This window comes from Pseudomonas sp. Leaf129 (genome assembly GCF_001423465.1).
Classification (GTDB): domain Bacteria; phylum Pseudomonadota; class Gammaproteobacteria; order Pseudomonadales; family Pseudomonadaceae; genus Aquipseudomonas; species Aquipseudomonas coleopterorum.
Genome location: NZ_LMOC01000006.1, coordinates 673292 through 694450 on the forward strand (window position 1 = coordinate 673292; position 21159 = coordinate 694450).

Genomic DNA, 21159 nt, shown 5'->3' on the forward strand with positions numbered 1-21159 from the left:
GATGTTCACCGCCGCCGTTATCACCGGGCTCGGCCTGGGCAGCATGTACGCTTTGTTGGCATTGGGTTTTCACCTCACCTACGTCGTATCGCGCACCGTCAACTTTGCCCAGGGCAGCGCCATGATGGTGGGTGCGGTGCTCGGCTACTTGTTTTGCATCAACTGGGGCTGGCCATTGTGGCTGGGCGTGCCACTGACACTGATCCTCTGTGCCTTGTATGGCTTGGTGATCGAGCGCTACCTGGTGCGGCCCTTCCACAGCCGTGGTTCGCAGGCCTGGCTGATGGCAACGGTGGCGGGCGGGATTCTGGTGGACAACCTTGCGCTGTTTACCTTCGGCAAGGAACCTCGGCAGTTCGAGAGCCGCTTGGTGAACCTGAATGTCGAGCTGTTCGGCAGCCATATCAGCGCTCTGCAGCTGTTGATTCCACTGGCAGGCGCGGCTGTCGCCCTGGCGCTGTACCTGGTACGGCGTTACACCCGACTGGGCAAGGTATTGGAAGCCTGCGTGCAAAATCCGCGCGCCGCGATGCTGATGGGCATCAACGTCAATCGTGTGGTCGCCATCGCCTTTGCGCTGTCGACCGTCTTCGCGGCGGTGGCGGGCCTGTTGATTGCGCCACTGTTCAGCGTCAACGCGGAAATGGGCATGTTGTTCGGATTGAAAGCCTTTGCGGTGGCGATTCTCGGTGGCATCGGCAGCGCGGGCGGTGTGTTCGCCGCCGGATTGCTGTTCGGCCTGGCCGAGGCGTTGATCACCCTGTACTTCGGCTCGGCATTCACCCAGATATTCACGTTTGCGCTGGTCATTCTGGCGCTGGCGATTCGGCCTAACGGCCTGTTCGGCAGCCGGGTATTGGTGAAAGTATGAACAACCTCAAAACCCTGGTCGCTCCAGCGTTCATCGCCTTGCTCGCTGTGGTCTGCGGCGTCATGGCGTTCGCGCTCGACAGCTACTCGTTACTGGTTTTCACCCTCTGCGCCCTGGCGGCAGTGGTCGGCGTCGGCCTCAATATCCTGATTGGCCTGAGCGGACAGATTTCTTTCGGACATATCGCGTTCTACGCGATAGGCGCCTATGTATCGGCACTCTTGAGCATGGCCGGATGGACGCTGTGGCTGGCCCTGCCAATGGCCGGTGCGGTGGCGGGTCTGATTGGCGCGCTGCTGGCGATCCCCGCGCTTCGGGTCAGCGGCCCTTACCTGGCGATGATCACCATCGCCTTTGCGTTCGTGGTGCATCACGGCTTGATCGAATGGCGGGACGTGACCGGAGGCTCCAACGGCTTGATGGGTATCCCGTTACCGGAGTTCGCCGGCCTGGATCCGGCGATCCTGCTCGCCCTGCTGGCCGCCGCGCTGATGATCGGCGCGCTGCTGTTCTATCGACGCCTGAGCCAGAGCGGCTGGGGCAAGGCCATGCGTGCGGTGAAAACCTCGGAAATCGCGGCACGCTCGCTGGGCTTCAATCCGGTGATCAGCAAGACCCTGGCGTTCGCATTGTCCGCGGCCCTGACCGGGCTGGCAGGCGGTTTGCTCGCGCCATTGCTGATGTTCATCAACCCGGAATCCTTTCCCTTCTCCCAATCCATCCTGTTCGTTCTGGCCGTGATCGTGGGCGGCAGTGGCATGCTGTTCGGGCCGCTGATCGGCGCAGTGTTGATCGTGCTGGTCCCGGAACTGCTCTCGGATTTTGCCGAATACCGGCTGTTGATCTTCTCCCTGCTCCTGCTCATCGTGTTGTGGATCGCGCCCAACGGACTGCTGGGCGCCCTTGCCCGACGCCTGATCAAACCGGTGCGCTTGCTGCCGCCGACGTCCATCGATCAAGCACGCATGGCCGCGCATCTACGCAGCCGTGGCCCGTCCTCGGGGTTGCGGGTTTCCGATATCGGCATTCGCTTCGGTGGTGTGCAGGCCGCGCAACACGTCAGCCTGCAGGCACCCGCTGGCAGTATCACCAGCATCATCGGCCCCAACGGCGCGGGCAAAACCACCGTTCTGAATATGATCAGTGGATTCTACGCACCAGACAGCGGCCAGATCGAATTGCAGCAACCGCTGGCCGGCCTACCCGCCTGGAAAACCGCCAGGGCCGGCATCGCCCGTACTTACCAGACCACCTTGCTGTTCGGCGAAATGTCCGTACTCGACAACCTGCTGGTGGCAATGCAGATGGGACGCCTGGGTCTGCCATTCAGCCGCGCCCTGGACACACAACGCAGCCTGGCGCTGGATCTGCTGGCATTGGTGGGCTACCGCGGCGAGGTGAATATTCCCGCCGAAGATTTGCCTCACGTAGACCGTCGTTTGGTGGAAATAGCCCGGGCGCTGGCGACCGCACCGGCGGTATTGCTGCTGGATGAACCTGCGGCAGGCCTCAGTCGTCGCGACACCGACGATCTGGCGACACTGCTGCGCAAGCTGGCGGACTTCGGCCTCACGGTCATTCTGGTCGAGCACGACATGACGCTGGTCATGTCGGTGTCCGAGCATTTACTGGTGCTTGACGCTGGCAAGCCGATCGCCTCGGGGCCGCCGTCTGAAATACGCCAGAATCCGCAAGTGATCGCGGCCTATCTGGGCGGCACCGACTATCAGGCCACCGCGCGTGCACAACCATGGGCCGGTAGCCGCGATGCGCGTCTGTACGTCAAGGATCTGGTCATTGACTACGGCGCGTCCGCCGTAGTCAACAAGGTCAATCTGCTGGTCAATCCTGGCGAGCTGGTGGCCATTCTCGGCGCGAACGGCGCTGGCAAATCGAGCATTCTGCAATGCCTGGCCGGCCTGCATCGCGCCAGCAGCGGCAGCATCCTGCTCGACAACGAAAATATCGAACAGACCAGCGCCAGCCTGATTGCCGCACAGGGCCTGGCACTGGTGCCCGAAGGCCGTCAGGTCTTCCCTTACCTGAGCGTGCGCGACAATTTGCTACTGGGCGGTTACTCACGCCGCGAAGCCTTCGATACCGACGCTGAAATCGAGGCCATCCTCAAGCGCTTCCCTCGCCTGCGCGATCGCATCGACAACCCGGCCGGCCTGCTGTCCGGTGGTGAACAGCAAATGGTCGCCGTGGGTCGCGGCCTGATGGCGAAGCCGAAAATCCTGTTGCTCGACGAACCCTCCCTGGGCCTGTCGCCCGCCATGATCGGCGAGCTTTACGACGCGCTGGCTGCCCTGCGTGACGAGGGCGTGACCATTCTGCTGGTGGACCAGATGGCCAACCTGGCGCTGCAAGTGGCAGATCGTGCGTATGTGCTGGAAACCGGGACCATCGTGAAAACCGGCAGCGCCGCTCAATTACGCGAAGACAAAGACCTGGCTGCGGCCTACCTGGGCGAAGGTGTCAGTGCATGAAGGCGATGAAGATCATCAATGTGCGGCTTGGCGCCGATAACCACCTGAGCGAACTGCAGGTCGAGAACGGCTATTTCGTCGAAGCCTTGAGCGCTGACGCAAGCCCGCGGGAAACCCTCGATTTGCATGGGCAGCTCGTCATGCCCGGCCTGATCGAAACCCACATTCACTTGGACAAAGCCTGCATCATGCAGCGATGCCATCTTCAGGAAGGTACGCTGGCGGAAGCGGTGGCCCAAACCCGAGCGGCCAAAGCCGGGTTTACCGAAGACGATGTGTATAGGCGCGGCGCGCAGGTGCTGGACAAGGCCATCGTGCAAGGCACCACGCACATGCGCACTCATGTGGAGCTTGATCCGCAGATCGGCTTGACCGGTTTCCATGCCATTCGCCGTTTGCAGGCCGACTATGCATGGGCGATCACCCTGGAACTGTGTGTGTTTCCGCAGGAAGGAATGCTCAACAACCCAGGGACCGAGGCACTGTTGTGCCAGGCGCTGGAAAGCGGTGCAACGGTCCTGGGTGGGTGCCCGTATATGGACAGCGACCCGCTGGGGCAGATCCAGCGGCTATTCGAACTGGCCACACGCTACGACTGCGACCTGGACCTGCATCTGGATTTCGATTTGAACCCCGAAGGCCTGACCGTCATGGAAGTCGCGCGCTGCACTCGGCTGCATGGTTGGGGCGGACGCGTGACCATCGGCCATGTGACCAAGCTGTCCGCCTTGCCCCAGGAGTCACTGACGGTGCTCGCACTGGAGCTGGCCGAAGCGGGCGTTCAGGTGACCTGCCTGCCCAGCACCGACCTGTTCCTGATGGGTCGCGACGTGTTCCACAACAAACCTCGGGGGCTGGCACCGCTGGCGCATCTGCACGCCTGCGGCGTGACGTGTTCGGTGTCCACCAACAATGTCGGCAACCCCTTTACGCCCTATGGCGATGCTTCGCTGGTGCGTCAGGCCAACCTTTTCGCCAACGTCAGCCAGATGGGCACAGTGCCGCAATTGCTGCAGTGCCTGGCCTGGGTATCCAGCGAATCGGCACGCCTGCTCAGGCTGAAACATTACGGCCTGCTACCGGGCTGCCGCGCCGACTTCATCGTGTTCGACGCGCCGTCGCCCGCAGCGGTGATCGCCGAGATAAGCGCCCCAGTGATGGGCTTCAAGGGTGGCAGGCAAACATTCAGTCGACCGGTCGGGACGTTGCTGAGGCCATGATTGAACGGGCAAGCCTGCTCGTCAGCCACTCAGCGCCTGCTTGAGGTTGAACTCCTCCAAGGCTCGCTCTTCCAGCGCCAACTGCCCTTCCAGTTCGTCCAGGTGCTCCAGCATGACCCGTACGGCCCCCGCGTTATCGCCCTGTTCCAGCGCGGTGATGATCTGCTGATGTTCGTCCGACGCGCATGACGGCACATCGTTACGCTGGTACAGCGCCACGATCAATGAGCTGCGCACCATCAGATTGCCCAGGATATCGCTGAGCACGACGTTTCCACTGATCTCGCCGAGCATGAGGTGAAATTCACTCAGCTCGCGAACGATGGCGCGTCGATCGGTATCGCTGGTGGCTTTGCGCTCGTTGTTCATATGGCTGGCAATGCGCTGGCGGTGCTTGCGCATCAAGGCCGGGGTAATGGCCTCGACGATCGCCCGTTCGATGGCGCGACGGGCGCTGAAGATATCCCGCGCTTCCTTGGCGGTGGGCTGGGCCACCATGGCGCCCCGATTGGCTTCGATGGTCACTACTTTCTGCATCGCCAACCGCTGCAGGGCGACTTGCACATGGTTGCGGTTGGCCTGCAAGGTTTCGACGATGTGGGCTTCGACCAACCGAGTGCCAGGCGGCAGGCGATGGTGGGCAATAGCCTTGAACAGCGCATCGACGATACGCTGCACCTCAAGCTGTTTGGCAGTGACGGTACTCAACCCCATCGTTTCCTCTGTTGTCTAGAAAGCCTCATGCCTATACACGAGATGGCTAGTATCCGGCAAATACCCGTTCAACCTTCAGTCTGCCTGACCAAGTGCCGTACCCTCGCCTCGCGGATCATGCATGGCACTGCGCCGCCCCTGGGCATCGATGGCGATGATACCGGCATGGCCCGTCATTGGGCTCTGCGCCGGTATGATTTCCACCCCATGACCCAGCGCCGCCAGGCCTTCGATGCTCGCGGCGCTCATGTCGCCTTCGAGTTTGAGGTTGTCGGTGCTGTCGAAAAAACTGCGGCCCAGCAAAAAGCGGGGGAAGCCCAAGGCCTGATCGATAGGCTGCTGATAGTCGATGAGCTGCGTCGCCAGGACCATCTGCGTCTGCGGTTGACCATCGCCTCCCTGAGTGCCGAAGAACCAGCGGCGACCATCGTCGGCCAGGTAACAGGATGGGTTGAGCGTGTGCGCGGGACGCTTGCCGGGGGCCCAGCCATTGACGTGTTCGGGATTGGCGTTGAAACCCGCAGCACGGTTCTGCCACAGCACCCCGGTGTCGCCCAGAATACAGCCCGAGCCGAAGTCGTGAAACAGGCTCTGGATGAGGCAGGCCGTCCGGCCCTGGGCATCGGTCGCAGCCATCCAGACCGTATCGGCCGGGCGTCCCGGCTCGTTCCACGGCGCTGCACGCTGGTCGTCGATGGCATCGGCATACCCCTGAACGTGCCGCTCATCGAGACTGGCGGCGAAATCCCAAGCGGTGCTCAGCGGATCGCACAATTGCGCGTTGCGGCGCAGCAGACCTTGTTTGATGGCTTCGACCAGATAGTGGTAGTAAAGCGCGCTGCCATTGCCGACCTGCGCGAGTGGCTTATGCTGCAGTGCGGCCATGGCTTGCAGGGTGTATAGACCCTGGCACGGCGGTGCGACATTGTAGAGTCGGCCCTGCCGGTAAGGCACCGAAACAGGGGCCACCAGCGGTGCGTGCGTGGCCGCCAGGTCGGCCTGGGTCAAGCCACAACCGAGCCGATCGAACGCCGCCCCGAACGCGTGAGCCAACTCGCCCTGATAGAAATCCTCGACACCGTACCTGGCCAGATGCCGCAGGGTGTTGGCAAGCGCCGGCTGACGCAGCGTATCGCCTGCGCGCAACCAGCGCCCATCGGTCTTGCAGACACCGTGCAGGTCCGGCAACTGCTCGATGAGTGGCTGCCGCAGTGTCTGCCAAAACAGCTGGGACTGTGAAACAGGCGTGCCCGCCTCCGCCACGCTTGCGGCGTCCTGCAACAGGTCGGCCCAACCCAAATGGGAGCCCCACTCCTGCCGGCTGATAGTCGCCGCCGTCTGCCAACTCGCCAGCGCACCCGCCGTGGTGGCGACCGACGATGGACCTCTCAAACCGATGACTCCGCCGTCGGGCAACCGCTGCCCGGCCTGCCCGATCCCCACGATGGTGCGGACCCGGGTGTCGTGGATCATCCAGAGGGCATCCCCACCCAGGCCGGTCATGTGCGGGAACACCACGGCCAGCATGGCACTGGCTGCCAGCATGGCATCAATGGCCGTGCCACCCGCATCGAGGATCTGCATCCCTGCGGCACTGGCTTGGGCGTGAGGCGTGCAGATCACAGCATGAGAAGAGGTAGCGATCATGATTCGAGGCCCTGACTTTGCTAGCTATCTATGAATTTATTGTTAGCAGAGCAATAAGTGTGCCGCGCTTTTTCCGGGGGGCTGGTGAGGCTTGGGGACACGAATAGCAGGGACTGGATCATTCAGCTCTGGAAATCGTAAGCGCTCCATAAATCCCATCAGACCCGGGATGAATAGCGCGCTTAACCAGGCGATACCGGCGAGCAGTTTCATGGCCACAGCGCTTCATACTTTTTCCTACGAAGGGTTGGTGTCCAGTTTGGCAAAGGCCAGTGCAAGTGAGGTTTCGTATAACTATTGTAATCCAGTCGGGTAGGCGTTTTTCTCGTGACACACTCGAAAGAAAACACCACCTAAGGTGGATTATGAACCGACGGCAAGCTCCACGTGCCGCCTCAGGTTATTCATAACTCCATCGCGTAAGCGCACTCTGCCTTAGAAACTTGAAAGTCGATTCTTCAGAAAACTACGATAGTATCATTTTCCGCCCCAAGCTCTGAGCATCCATTCAGACCAGTATCAGCCGTTTCACCATAGGGACACACGCCAACTGAAGCCCCGAAGGAGAATGGTAAATCGCAGTTTCCTCACCAGTGAAACCATAACGTCGGTAAAAGTCAGCTGCATTCAAAGTAGCATCTAGCTTGACTTCTTTCAGGCCCAAATTTCGTGCCAGACATTCGAGATGATCCAAAACCTTCCTACCGATACCTCGATGCACATAGCCAGGATGCACAAAGATCGCGCCGATTTCACCGTTCTCAAAGTCAAGCATTCCAGTCGCCACAGGCTCTCCCTCAATACAGCCTAGATAGAAATGCTTTTCCATCAGGGAGTAATATCCATCCTCTGCCGCACCGGCCGTCCAAGCCAATAGCTGCGCCTCGGAATAGGCTCCAATGCATTGATGCCGGATCGCTAGAAGACGAATGGTGAATGCTGTCTGGGAATCACTGTGGTTGGCGCGTCTAATCTCGAACATTTCACTCTCCGTTAACCTTGTTCGGACGGAGAACTAAAAAGCCCCGTCCATCTCTGGCGGGGCTTGGGGTCATACGTCAAATGCTAAGCACGTATGGCCTCATGGCCCGCCAGCGGCGGTCATGGAGGGATACATCATGTTCATTTGGCGTATGTAGATCATGGGCAAATAGTGCTGTGGATGGCCGGGCTAGTCAATCTCAAATCAGCGTCACGTAACCTACGTGCAGGCCCTGAGGGTTAGTGCAGGGTAGCGACGAGGTCGTTTTGTGTCACCCCAGGCATCGATCTGAGCCGGGCAAGCTGGAGGTGTTTATTAGGAGGTGCATCAAGATCTAGTGATCTACAAACTTTCATCATCCTAATAGCAATAACACCAACCGCTAAGAAGAGAAGGTCAGCGTCTACCGCTAATCATTTAAACCGACGGACACCGCAGCCCCTTGCATAGAAAAAGCGCAAGCAAAAAAAATCTACGGCCTTCCGACAGCGATAACTGGCGAAATAACGCCGTCGATGACTGGAACATTACCGCAAGTAAAACCTTAGCCACCTGCTGGGCGAGTCTCACTGAGTATCAAGTGCGATATTGAAGGACTAGTGTTGCAGGTTGCCTTCTATGCTGGCAATAAATGCAGCAGCGGTTATGGCGCCCTATAAATCGATAGCTCAACTGATGATCCGAGTACGATTGAGAACATCGAGAAACTGCGCGCTCGCGTCAGTATAGATCTGGAGATGCTTACCCAGATACTGCCTTACTTTACACAACTCATCAGAAAAGTTGTTACTGCTATTCTCTAGACTTAAATCAGTGAGCAGCCCTAGGCTTGAAATCATCTGATCACGCTGCTGCTGAGCGCCGGCGTTATATTTTTGGATATCCCAATACGTCTCAGGCGAATTCCGGAGAACCCTAGCAACCATACTCAACATAGCTTTCATAGGCGGAGGGGACAGAGCGTTCAATGTTTCTATGTCAAATCCTGATCGCTGCAGTGCTAAAGCAAAGGCTAGAATCGCAGCATGAGGCAGGCTTTGGCATACAGCCATTAGTTCGTCATGCTCAGCAGGCGCCACCTTGGCAACCTCCATTTCATTGTGCGAAAGTATTGTCTCAAGTAACTCTCCTGCCTTGCTCTGACGGTACTCGCACACCGCTACACTCCGACCACGGCAGTCAAGATCTGGGGAGAACATAAAATTTACTCCTACTGAAACTACGCCTGGAAACAACACCGCGGTCTTCGCATGAAATGCCTCTTGAATTGAGCAAGTATTTATGATGACTTCGACTGGAGAATGTTTTCGGGAAAGACTTTCGAGTGTTGCGATCGCCAAGTCCTCAGCCAATGCAAAAACAATTGTTGTGTTTTCCTGCAATATATCCGATCTATGTTCAACCACGTCCAGCGCGCTCAGAAGGTAGTGGCGATACTGCGGCGGTGGCGCTACAAGATCGGCTATAGTTATAGCGCTGGTGTGAGGCTCTAAAATCTTAGCCATGAATTGCCCCACCCTTCCCGCGCCGCCCAATATCAGAACATTATTCAAGTTGTTACTCCTGCCCTGTGATGCTATGGAAAGGCACACTCGCCTTGACTAACGTTTCCTCCATTTCTTCGCAAGGAACAGAGTCTGCGACGATAGCACCACCAATCCCAAAACAAGCAATTCCATCCTTAATCACCGCGGTCCGAATGACAATACTTAGATCCGTATAACCGTCCAGTCCTATCCAACCCAGAGCTCCAGAGTAGATACCTCTCGCGGACGTCTCAAGCTGGTCGATAATCTCCATGGTACGGAGCTTTGGCGCGCCCGTCATTGAACCACCTGGAAAACATGCTTTGATTGCTGCGAAGGGTGTAACCCCCATGCGCAGCCTACCCTCTACAGTGGAAACCAGTTGATGAACGGAGGAGTAGCTCATGATATCGAAGGCCTGGGGAACCCTGACGGAGCCAGGCACGCAAACGCTATTTAAATCGTGGCGCACAAGGTCAACGATCATCAGATTTTCTGCGCGATCTTTAGCCGAGGAAGCAAGGCTTTGTTTTTGCATGGCGTCTGTCTCAGGCGTTTGACCTCTAGGCCGAGTCCCCTTAATAGGTCTTGAGGTAATACGGCCAGAAGGCTGAATGGTGAGAAACGTCTCAGGTGATGCGCTCAAAATCCAGAACGCGCCGGTATTAATGTAAGCGCCATATGGAACCGGACTGATACGCCGCATTCTTAAATAACAGCTGATGGGAGACACTTTACACTTAACCTGGGCTCGATTGGTTAGACAGATCTCATATGACTCTCCATTGATTATTTGCTGAAGACACTCATTAACCTTTGCCATATACGCGGCTGAACTATCCGCCAACGAAAGCTTAGATTCTTCAACGGGCCCTGGTGAGTACTTTAACTTATTCAACGGGGTCGTTGAATTAGAAGCAAGCACTACAGGATTTCGTCCCCATAGATGGCATGAGTAAGTAACTTCTTCAGCATGATCAATCACAAGAATATTCTGAGGAAGATAGAATATGGCGTCTGGCAATTCCGACTCATGTGAGTTGCTTGTACCGACCAAGGCTTTTAGTTCATAGCCGAGGTAGCCAACCAGCCCGCCTTTGAAAGGAAAAGGAAGTTGGCGTGGCGTTTCGACCGTAAGCAAATTGGTAAACTTCTCCATCAAGCTGAAGAAATCACCTGTGACTGTCGCGGATCCTGCAGGGCCATGGATGGATAGAACTCTGTTTTTGACATCATAACTGAAAATCAAAGCACAATCAGCACCACAGTTACCCATCAACGAGTAGTGCGATTGCGAGTTACTAGATAATTCACAGTCAAGCCAAAACACCGGTTTACTGTCAGGAAAATTAGCGGTAAAAAGCTCCGCACAAGATACTCTCTGCGCTAGACGCTCGAAAGTGACGAACAAGTGCGCAGGGCCGCCAACCTTCTGAATTGCGGCTTGAACGGTACTTCCTTCGGAGTCCTCACAGTCTATGGCATATGTTTTTGCCATCTGAACAAAATTTCTAAATATCTTAATACCATATTCTGATTCAATTGACTCGGGGTGAAACTGCACTCCCCAGATCGGCAGATCACGATGGGCAATCCCCATCACTAACCCACATGCTGAACTTGCCGTGACCTCAAGACAGGATGGTATATCAGTGCAGACCAATGAATGATATCGAACTGCTTCAAAGTACTGGGGAACACCTTCAAAGAGATCTGTGCCCGAGTGGCTAATACGCGCTCGGTAACCATGTACAGGCTTCGGCGCATGATCAACCGTTCCGCCATAGAAGCAATTGATTCCCTGATGACCAAGACATACGCCTAGTATCGGTAATTTGCTGCGAGCCAATACTTGACGGCAGATGCCGAAATCCGCTTCGCGTGCTGGATGCCCTGGCCCTGGAGATAGAACTACTGCATCGTATTTATCAAGCTCTAGGCACTCAAAAGTAACAGTATTGGGCAAGACCGTTGGATGCTCACCAGACGCTTCATAAAGGTATTGAGAAATATTATTGGTGAAGGAATCAAAATTATCCACGATCAAAATTTTCACAGTTAACCCTCCTTTTTTGAATTCGAAATCGCGTCCATTAAGCGCCGTTCTTCTTCACAAGTCTCCTCAATAATGATGTTAAAGATTTCCGCTAGATACTCAGGCCTAAGTTGCCGCGAAGGAGCTAGCAATTTCATCTGATCCAAAGTTGATGTCACGCGCTGCGGCTGCATCATGGCGATATTATTAGCACACTTGACCCTCGCGACCCCCCGACAGATTTCCATCCTCTTCGCCAAAAGATCCACAAGTATATGATTTAGCTGGTCAATCTGCTCGCGGTAAGGTGAAAGTACCAGACTGGCGCGTGATAGATCTGTATCGCTATCTGTGGACATGGGAACTCCTTACCCTATTCAAAGCTCAGCGTGGTAAAGTTGACTAGTGATTTGATGGGCCAAAGCATCTATCTGACTTGGAGTGTGAAGCGACGAAAAAGCGAACCTCAGCATTGCCTTACCGGTTTCAACAATTGGATAGAAGACCGGAAATACCACAAGACCAGCATCCCGCAAGTTGCTAGCTGCGGTAACGCCCTGTTTTTCAGTGTGGAACAACGCACCACGAATAGGCGCAGGTAGAGAATCGTTCATTAATTTGTGTTCCATTTGTCCATCGAAACGACGAACGTTTGCCCACAAGGCATTCTGTAACTCAACTATATCCGAGGAGAGATGGAGCCGAGCTGAAGCGACATTGGCAGCCAAAAGTGGTACCGACACGGTGTGTCCGAATACTAGCGGATTAGCGAGAGCGCGTAGCTGCGCCGAGTTATAATCTGCGTTTAGAACTATGAAACCACCTGCGCCGCCAAATGCCTTGCTCAGCGAGCCAGCAATCAGCGTATTTGGACGTAGGCAGTACCCGAGTGCTTCGAACGCATAACCTGCACCATGACGCCCCGTGATGGAGATGCCATGTGCGTCATCGACATAAAGGTAACCCCCAGCGGTTGCCAGAAGATCGCTGAGCTCATTCACCGGGAGCAACCCTGACATGGAGCCCACTCCATCAATAAGCAGGACAGGCGTAATGTGATCTCTGACACACGTTGCCAACGCTGTCTTCAACCCTGTTAGATCTCGAGTATCCACACGATCGACGTTTCCGAACTGAGACATTACCCCGCGGAGGATCTGCATCGACGCATGAGCTGTGCGATCAACTAGCCACTTAACGGCGCGCTTTGTGGGATAGCCTTCCATCCTTCCACTACCCAAGAGAGGTAGGACACCAAGATGCACATTACTTGTTGAGGTGAAGACAGTAATGCTGCAGCCTCCATAGATATCACTTAGCAATTGCTCGAGCTCTCGCAGATATGAAGGGCTCATCGCGCTCCGACTGGCAGATAGATGAACTCCTATGCGCTCTAAAGCCGATTGAGCTGCTCCGACTAATGCCGGGTGGCTTTCCAATCCAAGATACGAACATGATATGAACTCGGTACAGCTGGTCCCATCTGCCAACATGAGTACTTTTCCCTTGCGAGAAACTACTTCAAAGGCTGTAACGCCTGTTCCAGAAGCCGTGGTCGTTACGTCACTTGTACGTCGCTCTCGAATGTTCATCCAGGTATCTCTACGAACATTAGTATTACTCTTTGAATCTCCTGTAATTTTTTTCATGCTCTAACTCCAACGGTGATTACAGACGGCCCTGTGGCGTCGCTAAACTCTTCGCTCAATAAGGTGCGCACCGTGTTGAATCCAGCACCATCTAGAATCATACTTACTTGAAAAGATTGCACTTCACTATGCTCAAGTAAAAACGTACCACCAGGTTTGAGTAGCAGGCTGGCTACACTTGCCGACGCTTCAATCAGACCTTTGCCCTCATCAGGTGCGAAGATAGAACCAGGGGGATGGTTCTCACTCCACTCAGGCTCCAATGTCGTGCCTTCAGGAACATATGGCGGATTGGAAACTACGACATCGACAGTACCGGCGGCGGCTTGAAATTCCGCAAGATTCATAATATCTGCTGACTTATATATGGCACCATATTTTGAGGCGCCAAGTCGGTAAAAATTGCGTTGTAGATAGGCTAGCGCCGTGGGATCTTTATCGACACACACCACGCCAACTCCTAACCGAGAACTTATAGATAAGCCAATCGCCCCTACCCCGGCACACAGGTCGTAAACTTTTGATGTCCTATCCAGGTTTAGCTTTTTTTCCACCCACTGCACAATAGCCATGCTCTGCCGCCGGGGAACAAATACCCCACTACCCACTACGAAGCGGATACCTGCGAAGTCGGCGTAACCGAGAATATGCCCTAGCGGAATCCGCAAGCAGCGTTCGGAAACGTCTTGCCGAAATGTTTTGACTGCTCGGTCGCTTAGCACCTCAGTACTTGGAAAATTTTGTTCAACCAGAGCTTGTAGATCACCCTCAGCATCCCAGACACCCGCTTTGAGCAATGCTGCCAGCGCGCATGCACGCTCCTGTTCTAGCTCTGTACTCATGACCATGCTCCGTAATAGCGGGCGAGACGGTCATACATCGAGGGATACAGATAAGCGAACGCGACAAGTTCAGGCGGGGGAGTGAATTCTGGATGCAGAGAATTGATTAAATCTTCGTAGTTATTGGTCATGCCCTTATCTAACAGCGGCAGCCAGTACGGCTTGATATTCCAACGATACTCATAACCTGTAGCAAACATCTGCTTAACTGTTTCCACAACAGTCATGCTTCGTGAAATACCTTGTAACGGCTTACGCATAGGGGTGAAGCGGGATAGATCTATATCATTAGCAATACCTAGTATCTGATCAGCCATCCAGTTAGCTAACAGCGGAGACTGGTGCAGACCATCCCGGTAAGTGCCTGTAGCCATCCACAGCCCCTTATAGCCGCATGGGCCAATCAGTGGGAAACCATCAGCCGGTATAGGCCTATTACCGACCTGAATACTCATAATTTCCGCATCGTGCAGGTCTAGGTTTAACTGATCGACCGCGCAGTCAAGGAGAAACTGTACGTCGGAAACCGATGCATGAGAACGGGGCTCTTCAGCCAAAATGTTGGTTGCTCCTAGATAGAGCAGTTCAGGTGAGCGCGGCACACAATGCAGGCCGCAGGCGAAAGCCCTATTAGGAGTGCGAATGACCGTGGAGGGAACGGTGTGCCCTCGTTTGACTTTGACTAATATCGATACACCGTAGCCGGCGAACACAGGTGGAATAAGGTCTTTTACATCATGCAAGCTATCAAACAGTCCAAGAGAATGAACTCCAGCGGCTACTACGACCTGCTTGCCGGATATTACTTCTCCACTCTCTAGCTCTACTCCAGAGATAGCACGCTGCTCTGTCACTAACGTGCGGACATTCGCTTCGACAACCTCTCCGCTCGACGAAAGCAACGCCTTATCAAGTTTTTCAAGCAGCACGTGAGAATTCAGGGCATGTTCGTTAGCGATTAGAAGCGCCTGTAGTAGCCGTACCAAGTCATTGGCTTTAATCCAGTCAAGTTCAGATGGATTCAATACTGTCGAGGGCTCACCATGGTCATCCAGTGCCTGCACAATCGCAGCATAGTTGACGCTGTCAATGTCGGCCATACCGGCGGAATTAAGGATCACATGCGTTCCATGCGCAGCGAAGAGTGGTCTCGTGTCCCCTGAAGCATTAGTAAGTCGTTCCGACCACGCATCCCACATTCCTTTCGCCTGAATATCCATCTGTAACTTAAGGCGGCCATGCTCACTGGCCATCAGGCCTGCAGTGACCTCACCAAAGCATCCGTTCATAGCGCCGGCAGCCTTTGAAGCAGCATTAGTACGAAAAGTTTCTCCCACTCTGCATACTTTCAAGCCTCGGCTAGCCAACTCAAACGCAATCGAGCCGCCTATAGCTCCACTTCCAACAACTACTACATCGTAAATCATCCCCGCCTCCAAGCTATCAAATCATAGTAGCAATCACTTTAAAAACATGCAGCCTACGCAAAGGCACAAGCTAATTGAACTAATAAGCATGTTCAAAAATTGCTTCAGAATTATCTACTTCTAGCTTTAAACTAAAACTGTTCGGTGGAGAAGCTCAGGGCGACTAGCAGATCGCGCCCATAATTCACCGCCGTACCCAATCGAACACAGTCGAACCCTCGTAGCTTAAAGTAGCGTTCAAGGCTGCAGGTCACCACAGCAACAACATTTAGAGCACCCTGTGCCAGTGCGAATCGAAGTGAAAGATCGAACAGTTCTGCCGCCAAGCGACCCTTGTTGATATTCAATGCTGCGCCGCGGGATATCTCCCATGTGTGTTGATTTCGAGGCACGCCCTCGCCACATAGTTCGGGAAAAATATCCCCCAACAGAAAAGGCTTCACGGTAGGCAATAATCGAGTACATCCAACGATATTCCCGCTAGCATCCCGAGCAATTACGTAGTAAGTATTCGGCACGTCAAATTGGTCTAATTCCACACCTGCATTTTCTTGCGTATCGCCGATGCTCCACTTGAGCCTGCCAATGAATATCCTGTCCCTAAATCTCCCTAAATCTTGAATCACGCCCTCATCCAATTGGATATATTGTTTACACTCAAACCGGTACATTGAGAGTATCCCCTGTGGCTATCTATTCTCGTGCAACAGGGTAGAATTTAGAACAACCAAAAAGAGCTCACAACTACTAAAAAAAGTAGGTTTGCTAGGTCGACAGGGCAGCTTCTAGGTCGGATTATCGCTGCAGACCCGGTCGCAATAGTCAGTCATAGCGTAGATTTATTTTGCTGCACTTAGATTAATCCCAATGCGGCAGCATATGCCGCTGCTAGCACTCTGTTACTTGATCCAAATTTCCGTTGAATTCCCTTGACGTGAAAATTCACAGTGTTCTCAGAAATACCTAAAATGCAAGAAACATCTTGTGAGCATTTTCCATCACCGATCCATCTCAGAACTTCGAGCTCCCTGCAGCTCAACTTTATATTCGACGCGGTGATTATATCCACTGGATGGATGTAGTCCTCCAATAATGCCAAGATATTGCTAATTTTCAATCGTAGTAGCAGCGCTTCGTTTGCAGACACTGATCCACTACGGCGTGAAACACCTATCGCATGCACAGTCTGATCTCTGCCACGCATCATGAAGGTCGCACCGATGTTCAAACCCCACTCCCTTGCCTCACAAAAAATTGGAGAACCCATCATTTCCCTGTGGTCGGCCCAGATCACAAATCCTATTTCTCGAGCCATAATCACTGACGGATCAATCTCCCCGTAACGTCTCTCCTCATAGTACGACAGCCACTCTGCGGGATAACTTCCCTTAACGCATCCTTCGATCTGATTGAAAGGAACAGGCCTTCGATATCCGTACGCGAAACAGTCGAAATCCAACGCCCGAATCTCCTGTTCCACTTGCGCAAAAAGATCATCGGACGTTACGCAGTTGCCGAAGCGTGTGTTGACATCGAGCCACCAATCAACAAATTCTGCGTCACGTCTAGACGGCGCCATTTCACAACCTCCTTTACTTGCGAATTCGCAACTTACTGATAGACGAACTACGCCGCAACGATTAAGTACGAGTTTGTATGTCTTAAACCCAGGTTACCCAAGTAGCCTAAACCTTGCAGTATCCCAGTTTATTATTACATCATGGCCTCATAGAAACTCAGCGGCTAGCCATGCTAGGCGGATACCATCCAAGTTCCACCGCCATAACAAAGCATTTCAATATCCCTCATTCCCTGGGACCCAGTTGGTTGATGCTTGAGGTCGACAACACCCAGCCCAAGAATCAATTCAGGCCGTCACACCTTGCGTAAGCCATGACGGGCATATATGGCAAACAAAACGATCACTCCCGCGACCAGACCACTGGCGATTGCTACTGCTACACTGAAAGCGGTGTTCGCGGCTTCAGTCAACACCAGTCCAACTTCGGCAGGTAAATCCTGCGCAAGTGAATGAGCACCTCCCAACGTCGCCGTAATAGCAGCCGTTGTGTCCTTTAGCTCCTCGGGCAAAACCAGACTCAATCGATACCAAGCCGCCACGGCCCCTCCCACTAAAGTTGTCCCCAACACCACGCCGACCTCATACGCCGTCTCGCTCACAGAAGACGCGCTCCCTGCCTTGTCAGCGGGCACTGCGCTCAGTACAAGGTCGTTGGAAACGCTGGTAATCGCTGCAACTGCAGCATTGAGCAGTATAAAAGCCGCTGCTACGCTCATCGCCGTCGCTGTAAATAACGCCATTACCGCAAACGCACTCGCTGCCAAACACAAGCAACCTGGAATGACTATGTTCGGCGCCACCCGTTGTGCAATCGGTACGATAGCGATACCTGCGGCCACTGCACAGACTTGACCAGGTAGCAGTATCAAGCTTGCGGCAATGGGTTGCAGAACCAAGACCAGCTGCAACAGCTGGGTAGCGAAAAAGAGGAACCCTATCAACGCCCCCAGGCTGACGAGATTGACGGTGATAGACACGCAGAATGTGCTCGAGTCAAACAGGCGTAGATCGAGTAGGGGCTCTTGCAACTGCAGCTGCCGTTGGACGAAAGCGATCCCCATGAGAAGACCCATCAGCATTCCCACAGTTGCGTAGGCATCTACACCCACCGTGGCCAAATGCTTGAGAGAAAGCATCACGCCCGTCATAGCCCCTAGACTCAACAGAATGCTCGGATAATCGATCATCACCCCGGCCTGCCTTTGGGACTCTGGAATCATTGGTGAAAGCAGCAACACCGGTAGCAGGAACGGTACTGCAACAAGAAACACCGACTGCCAACTCAAGAATTGGAGCAGCACACCACCGAGCAGTGGTCCAGCCGCCGCACCCAATGTCAGGCAAGTCGCCCATGCCGCGACGGCAAGGCGCCTTTCTTCTCGGTCGTCGAAGGCGGTGCGGATCAGGGCGAGCGTCGCAGGTAAGATCATCGCGCCAAACAACCCTAATACTGCACGGCCAGCGATTAGGTGCCAGGCCTGTTGAGAGAACACAATGGCAACCGAGACAACGGCGAAACCAGTGCATCCCACACACAACAGACGCCGGTAGCCTACGCGATCACCAGCGCTGCCCATGGTGATCAAAAGGCCAGCGAGCACTAATGAATAGGCATCGATTACCCATAGCTGTTCGGCAGCCGAAGGGCCTAGGGCGCCGGCGATTTTGGGTAGAGCGAAGTTAAGGATAGTGTTGTCGAGGGTGACGAGCAGCACGGGCAGAAGAATCGTCAAAAGCCCAGCAAGTTTGGAGCGGTCGGTGATAATGGACAGCAGCGGGCTTGAAGTTTTTTGCATTTATCGGTTCTCCCTGAACGTCAAAGTCTCGGGCGCAGGCTACGCCAATTAGGTTGGGCGTAACTTGCCCGGGGTTAAGGTTACCGCCTGTTTGTCACACCCTCCTTGGTGTGGGGAGATCGAACTTACTGCCAGATCAAGGGGGTCGCAACTTTTTGGTCGATTAGATTGTGTCAAGATTTACGTCGAGCGCCCCTCGTGCAACTGTAGTGGTCTACTAACCCCGAACACTCATTTAGGCGAGAATGCTCGCCACACAGAGGTGTTCGATGAGCAGACAACGACGTACCTTCACCCCCGAATTCAAGCGCGAAGCTGCCAGCTTGGTGCTTGACCAGGGCTACAGCCACGCTGATGCAGCCCAGTCGCTTGGGTTGGTAGAGTCGGCCTTGCGCCGGTGGGTCAACCAGCTCCAGCAGGAACGAGGCGGTGCCACGCCGACTAGCAAAGCGCTGACACCCGAGCAGCAGAAAATCCAGGAACTGGAAGCCCGAATCAACCGCCTGGAACGAGAGAAATCGATTTTAAAAAAGGCCACCGCGCTCTTGATGGCCGAGGAACACGAGCGTTCGCGTTAATCGATCAATTGCGGGCTCAAGAGCCGATTGATCTGTTGTGCTCGGTATTTAAAGTAACCCGATCTTGCTACTACGCGTACTGCCGGAAACGTCGGTATCAGAATGCCGAACGGGTGGTTTTGTGCAGCCGCGTGAACGAGCTGTTTACGCAAAGCCGAAGCGCTGCGGGCAGCCGGAGCATCATGCTGATGATGAAAGAGGACGGCATGCAGATCGGGCGATTCAAGGTACTGCAAGTTGATGCGCGAGATGAACCTGATCAGCAACCAGCCCGGTTCGCACGCCTATAAAAAGCGACCGTGGAGCGACCTGATATTCCGAACGTGCTTGATCGAGGATTCAGCGTCGCATCCCCAAACAAGGTCTGGTGCGGTGACATCACCTACGTCTGGGCTGGAGGCCGATGGCACTATCTGGCGGCTGTCATCGACCTTTACGCCCGCCGTGTTGTGGGTTGGGCGTTGTCACCCAAGCCCGACGCCGACCTGGTAATCAAGGCACTGGACATGGCTTACGAGCAGCGTGGCAGGCCGCAAAACGTATTGCTTCACAGCGACCAGGGCAGCCAATATGGCAGCCGAAGTTTCCGCCAAAGACTATGGCGATACCGCTTCACACAGAGCATGAGTCGGCGCAGTAACTGCCATGACAATGCGCCCATGGAACGGCTATTTCGCAGCCTGAAAACTGAATGGATACCGACGGTGGGCTATATGAGCGCTTCGCTAGCGCAACAGGATATTGGCCGGTTCCTGATGGAGCGATACAACCGGCGGCGACCGCATCAGTTCAACAAAGGGTTAGCGCCTGCGGTCGCTGAGGAAAAACTCAATTTAGTGTCCGGGATCAGTTGACCACTACAAGCCCATGGTAATGCAGGATGAAAATCGAGGCTTCACGTCGGTAAACATACGACGCTAAAACTCGGCGGAAGGTTAGAAACTAGCTTCACTGTGCTCGCAAGACGCACACTTGAGCAAACTGCTTTCCTAGCGTCGTCACTCGAAGCCCTCCCCGCATCATCTCGCACACCCTTGCAGGATCGAGCTCAATCTGCTGCTTCGTGAACAATACATCCGGATGATTTTCCAAAGGCTCATAAACTCCCTTTGCCGTGTACTCATAACCCATCCCAGGTATCTCAGCCAGACCCAAACGGCACAAATTATCGAGATAAGCAGGCGTCAAATGTGGGAACTCAACGCCAGCTTCAACTCCTAGCAAAGAGAAATTGACCAGAACCTCATTCCCCCCTCTGTGTATCTCGTCCTCCACCCGGTAGCTCGAGCGAAGACTCAACAGCGCGTATGCCCGATCCGCTGTGAAGAGTTTTACAAGCTTCGCCTCATCTGGCGTGAGTTGCTTGATAATCTCAACAAATGCAGGATGAGCCCCTGAGGCTGTTTTTCTGTCCATTGAGGATGCAAGCAAATTTGCATACAGGTCGCTAAGGACTTCCTCGTGGCCCGTGTACCTTAGAGCCTCAATAGCTGGACCTGCCACATTTGGCTTTGGTGTAATGATGTCTTCTGGTGGAATATCCTTGAGGCGATCTGCCACCTTGGTGGATATGAAGTCTTGGCATTTCTCATAACCCCAAACCAGTGCTCCTACAGGGGCAAGAGCGACATTAATCGCCTTCCCTACAGTTTCAAGTGCCTTGCCTACTTGCTTCACAGCAGGCTGAGCCAAGTCCTGATAAATTGGGATGGCTTGGACGAGCCCTGTGACAGCCTCAACCGTTTCCTTGACCTTGTTTTCCTCACCCATCACAGCTCCTCGATGACCTACGCTATGGGAC

At 54.4% G+C, this 21159-nt stretch carries 16 protein-coding genes and 1 pseudogene; 4 read left to right on the forward strand and 13 right to left on the reverse strand.

Features of this window, described 5'->3' with window-relative positions:
* Position 1 precedes the first annotated feature (1 nt).
* The 3 genes from ASF66_RS11155 to ASF66_RS11165 are packed head-to-tail and all read left to right on the forward strand — an operon-like array spanning position 2 to position 4580.
* The gene (locus ASF66_RS11155) at positions 2-871 is read left to right on the forward strand and encodes a branched-chain amino acid ABC transporter permease (protein WP_056843877.1); all 870 of its coding nucleotides are present in this window, start codon (positions 2-4) and stop codon (positions 869-871) included.
* On the forward strand, positions 868-3360 hold the full coding sequence (locus tag ASF66_RS11160) for a branched-chain amino acid ABC transporter ATP-binding protein/permease (RefSeq protein WP_056843878.1): 2493 nt from the start codon (positions 868-870) through the stop codon (positions 3358-3360). Before ASF66_RS11155 ends, ASF66_RS11160 begins: the two co-directional genes overlap by 4 nt.
* Positions 3357-4580, forward strand: a complete 1224-nt coding sequence (locus ASF66_RS11165) for an amidohydrolase family protein (protein ID WP_056843879.1) — start codon at positions 3357-3359, stop codon at positions 4578-4580. The genes ASF66_RS11160 and ASF66_RS11165 overlap by 4 nt, the downstream gene beginning before the upstream one ends.
* A 21-nt stretch (positions 4581-4601) precedes the next feature.
* On the opposite strand, the gene ASF66_RS11170 is transcribed toward ASF66_RS11165, so the two are convergent.
* The 12 genes from ASF66_RS11170 to ASF66_RS11220 all read right to left on the reverse strand — a co-directional run bounded on the left by ASF66_RS11170 (position 4602) and on the right by ASF66_RS11220 (position 18780).
* Complete coding sequence (locus ASF66_RS11170; RefSeq protein ID WP_056843880.1) at positions 4602-5294, reverse strand: GntR family transcriptional regulator; 693 nt, start codon at positions 5292-5294, stop codon at positions 4602-4604.
* Between the two features lie 75 nt (positions 5295-5369).
* Positions 5370-6941: a gamma-glutamyltransferase family protein gene (locus ASF66_RS11175; RefSeq protein WP_056843881.1), complete on the reverse strand. Its 1572-nt coding sequence runs from the start codon at positions 6939-6941 to the stop codon at positions 5370-5372.
* Positions 6942-7449: 508 nt separating this feature from the next.
* Positions 7450-7923 carry a GNAT family N-acetyltransferase gene (locus ASF66_RS11180; RefSeq protein ID WP_056843882.1) on the reverse strand — a complete coding sequence of 158 codons (474 nt, stop codon included), beginning with the start codon at positions 7921-7923 and terminating at the stop codon, positions 7450-7452.
* 668 nt (positions 7924-8591) lie between these two features.
* The gene (locus tag ASF66_RS11185; RefSeq protein ID WP_056843883.1) at positions 8592-9476 is read right to left on the reverse strand and encodes a prephenate dehydrogenase dimerization domain-containing protein; all 885 of its coding nucleotides are present in this window, start codon (positions 9474-9476) and stop codon (positions 8592-8594) included.
* A gap of 4 nt (positions 9477-9480) precedes the next feature.
* Complete coding sequence (gene pabB / locus ASF66_RS11190; protein WP_056843884.1) at positions 9481-11505, reverse strand: aminodeoxychorismate synthase component I; 2025 nt, start codon at positions 11503-11505, stop codon at positions 9481-9483.
* Between the two features lie 2 nt (positions 11506-11507).
* Positions 11508-11843: a chorismate mutase gene (locus ASF66_RS11195; protein ID WP_056843885.1), complete on the reverse strand. Its 336-nt coding sequence runs from the start codon at positions 11841-11843 to the stop codon at positions 11508-11510.
* Positions 11844-11861: 18 nt separating this feature from the next.
* Positions 11862-13133: an aminotransferase class I/II-fold pyridoxal phosphate-dependent enzyme gene (locus ASF66_RS11200; RefSeq protein ID WP_056843886.1), complete on the reverse strand. Its 1272-nt coding sequence runs from the start codon at positions 13131-13133 to the stop codon at positions 11862-11864.
* On the reverse strand, positions 13130-13975 hold the full coding sequence (locus ASF66_RS22045; RefSeq protein WP_082484631.1) for a N5-glutamine methyltransferase family protein: 846 nt from the start codon (positions 13973-13975) through the stop codon (positions 13130-13132). Before ASF66_RS22045 ends, ASF66_RS11200 begins: the two co-directional genes overlap by 4 nt.
* Positions 13972-15402: an NAD(P)/FAD-dependent oxidoreductase gene (locus tag ASF66_RS11205; RefSeq protein WP_056843887.1), complete on the reverse strand. Its 1431-nt coding sequence runs from the start codon at positions 15400-15402 to the stop codon at positions 13972-13974. Before ASF66_RS11205 ends, ASF66_RS22045 begins: the two co-directional genes overlap by 4 nt.
* Before the next feature lie 131 nt (positions 15403-15533).
* Positions 15534-16073 carry an acyl-homoserine-lactone synthase gene (locus tag ASF66_RS11210; protein ID WP_056843888.1) on the reverse strand — a complete coding sequence of 180 codons (540 nt, stop codon included), beginning with the start codon at positions 16071-16073 and terminating at the stop codon, positions 15534-15536.
* A gap of 182 nt (positions 16074-16255) precedes the next feature.
* Positions 16256-16981, reverse strand: coding sequence for an autoinducer binding domain-containing protein (locus tag ASF66_RS11215; RefSeq protein ID WP_056843889.1), 726 nt, complete (start codon positions 16979-16981; stop codon positions 16256-16258).
* A 296-nt stretch (positions 16982-17277) separates the two neighbouring features.
* Complete coding sequence (locus tag ASF66_RS11220) at positions 17278-18780, reverse strand: MFS transporter (RefSeq protein WP_056843890.1); 1503 nt, start codon at positions 18778-18780, stop codon at positions 17278-17280.
* Between the two features lie 269 nt (positions 18781-19049).
* On the opposite strand from ASF66_RS11220, the pseudogene ASF66_RS22055 reads away from it, so the two are divergent.
* Positions 19050-20212: pseudogene (locus ASF66_RS22055) on the forward strand (IS3 family transposase).
* A gap of 94 nt (positions 20213-20306) precedes the next feature.
* Here the strand turns inward: ASF66_RS22055 and ASF66_RS11235 are convergent.
* Positions 20307-21128, reverse strand: a complete 822-nt coding sequence (locus ASF66_RS11235) for a DUF4393 domain-containing protein (protein ID WP_082484634.1) — start codon at positions 21126-21128, stop codon at positions 20307-20309.
* Positions 21129-21159: the final 31 nt, after the last annotated feature.

Excerpts from the sequence above, each read along its gene's own strand:
- ASF66_RS11155 (WP_056843877.1), top strand. The coding sequence starts at position 2 with ATGTTCACCGCCGCCGTTATCACCGGGCTCGGCCTGGGCAGCATGTAC.
- ASF66_RS11160 (WP_056843878.1), top strand. The coding sequence starts at position 868 with ATGAACAACCTCAAAACCCTGGTCGCTCCAGCGTTCATCGCCTTGCTC.
- ASF66_RS11165 (WP_056843879.1), top strand. The coding sequence starts at position 3,357 with ATGAAGGCGATGAAGATCATCAATGTGCGGCTTGGCGCCGATAACCAC.
- ASF66_RS11170 (WP_056843880.1), bottom strand. The coding sequence starts at position 5,294 with ATGGGGTTGAGTACCGTCACTGCCAAACAGCTTGAGGTGCAGCGTATC.
- ASF66_RS11175 (WP_056843881.1), bottom strand. The coding sequence starts at position 6,941 with ATGATCGCTACCTCTTCTCATGCTGTGATCTGCACGCCTCACGCCCAA.
- ASF66_RS11180 (WP_056843882.1), bottom strand. The coding sequence starts at position 7,923 with ATGTTCGAGATTAGACGCGCCAACCACAGTGATTCCCAGACAGCATTC.
- ASF66_RS11195 (WP_056843885.1), bottom strand. The coding sequence starts at position 11,843 with ATGTCCACAGATAGCGATACAGATCTATCACGCGCCAGTCTGGTACTT.
- ASF66_RS11200 (WP_056843886.1), bottom strand. The coding sequence starts at position 13,133 with ATGAAAAAAATTACAGGAGATTCAAAGAGTAATACTAATGTTCGTAGA.
- ASF66_RS22045 (WP_082484631.1), bottom strand. The coding sequence starts at position 13,975 with ATGAGTACAGAGCTAGAACAGGAGCGTGCATGCGCGCTGGCAGCATTG.
- ASF66_RS11205 (WP_056843887.1), bottom strand. The coding sequence starts at position 15,402 with ATGATTTACGATGTAGTAGTTGTTGGAAGTGGAGCTATAGGCGGCTCG.
- ASF66_RS11210 (WP_056843888.1), bottom strand. The coding sequence starts at position 16,073 with ATGTACCGGTTTGAGTGTAAACAATATATCCAATTGGATGAGGGCGTG.
- ASF66_RS11215 (WP_056843889.1), bottom strand. The coding sequence starts at position 16,981 with ATGGCGCCGTCTAGACGTGACGCAGAATTTGTTGATTGGTGGCTCGAT.
- ASF66_RS11220 (WP_056843890.1), bottom strand. The coding sequence starts at position 18,780 with ATGCAAAAAACTTCAAGCCCGCTGCTGTCCATTATCACCGACCGCTCC.
- ASF66_RS11235 (WP_082484634.1), bottom strand. The coding sequence starts at position 21,128 with ATGGGTGAGGAAAACAAGGTCAAGGAAACGGTTGAGGCTGTCACAGGG.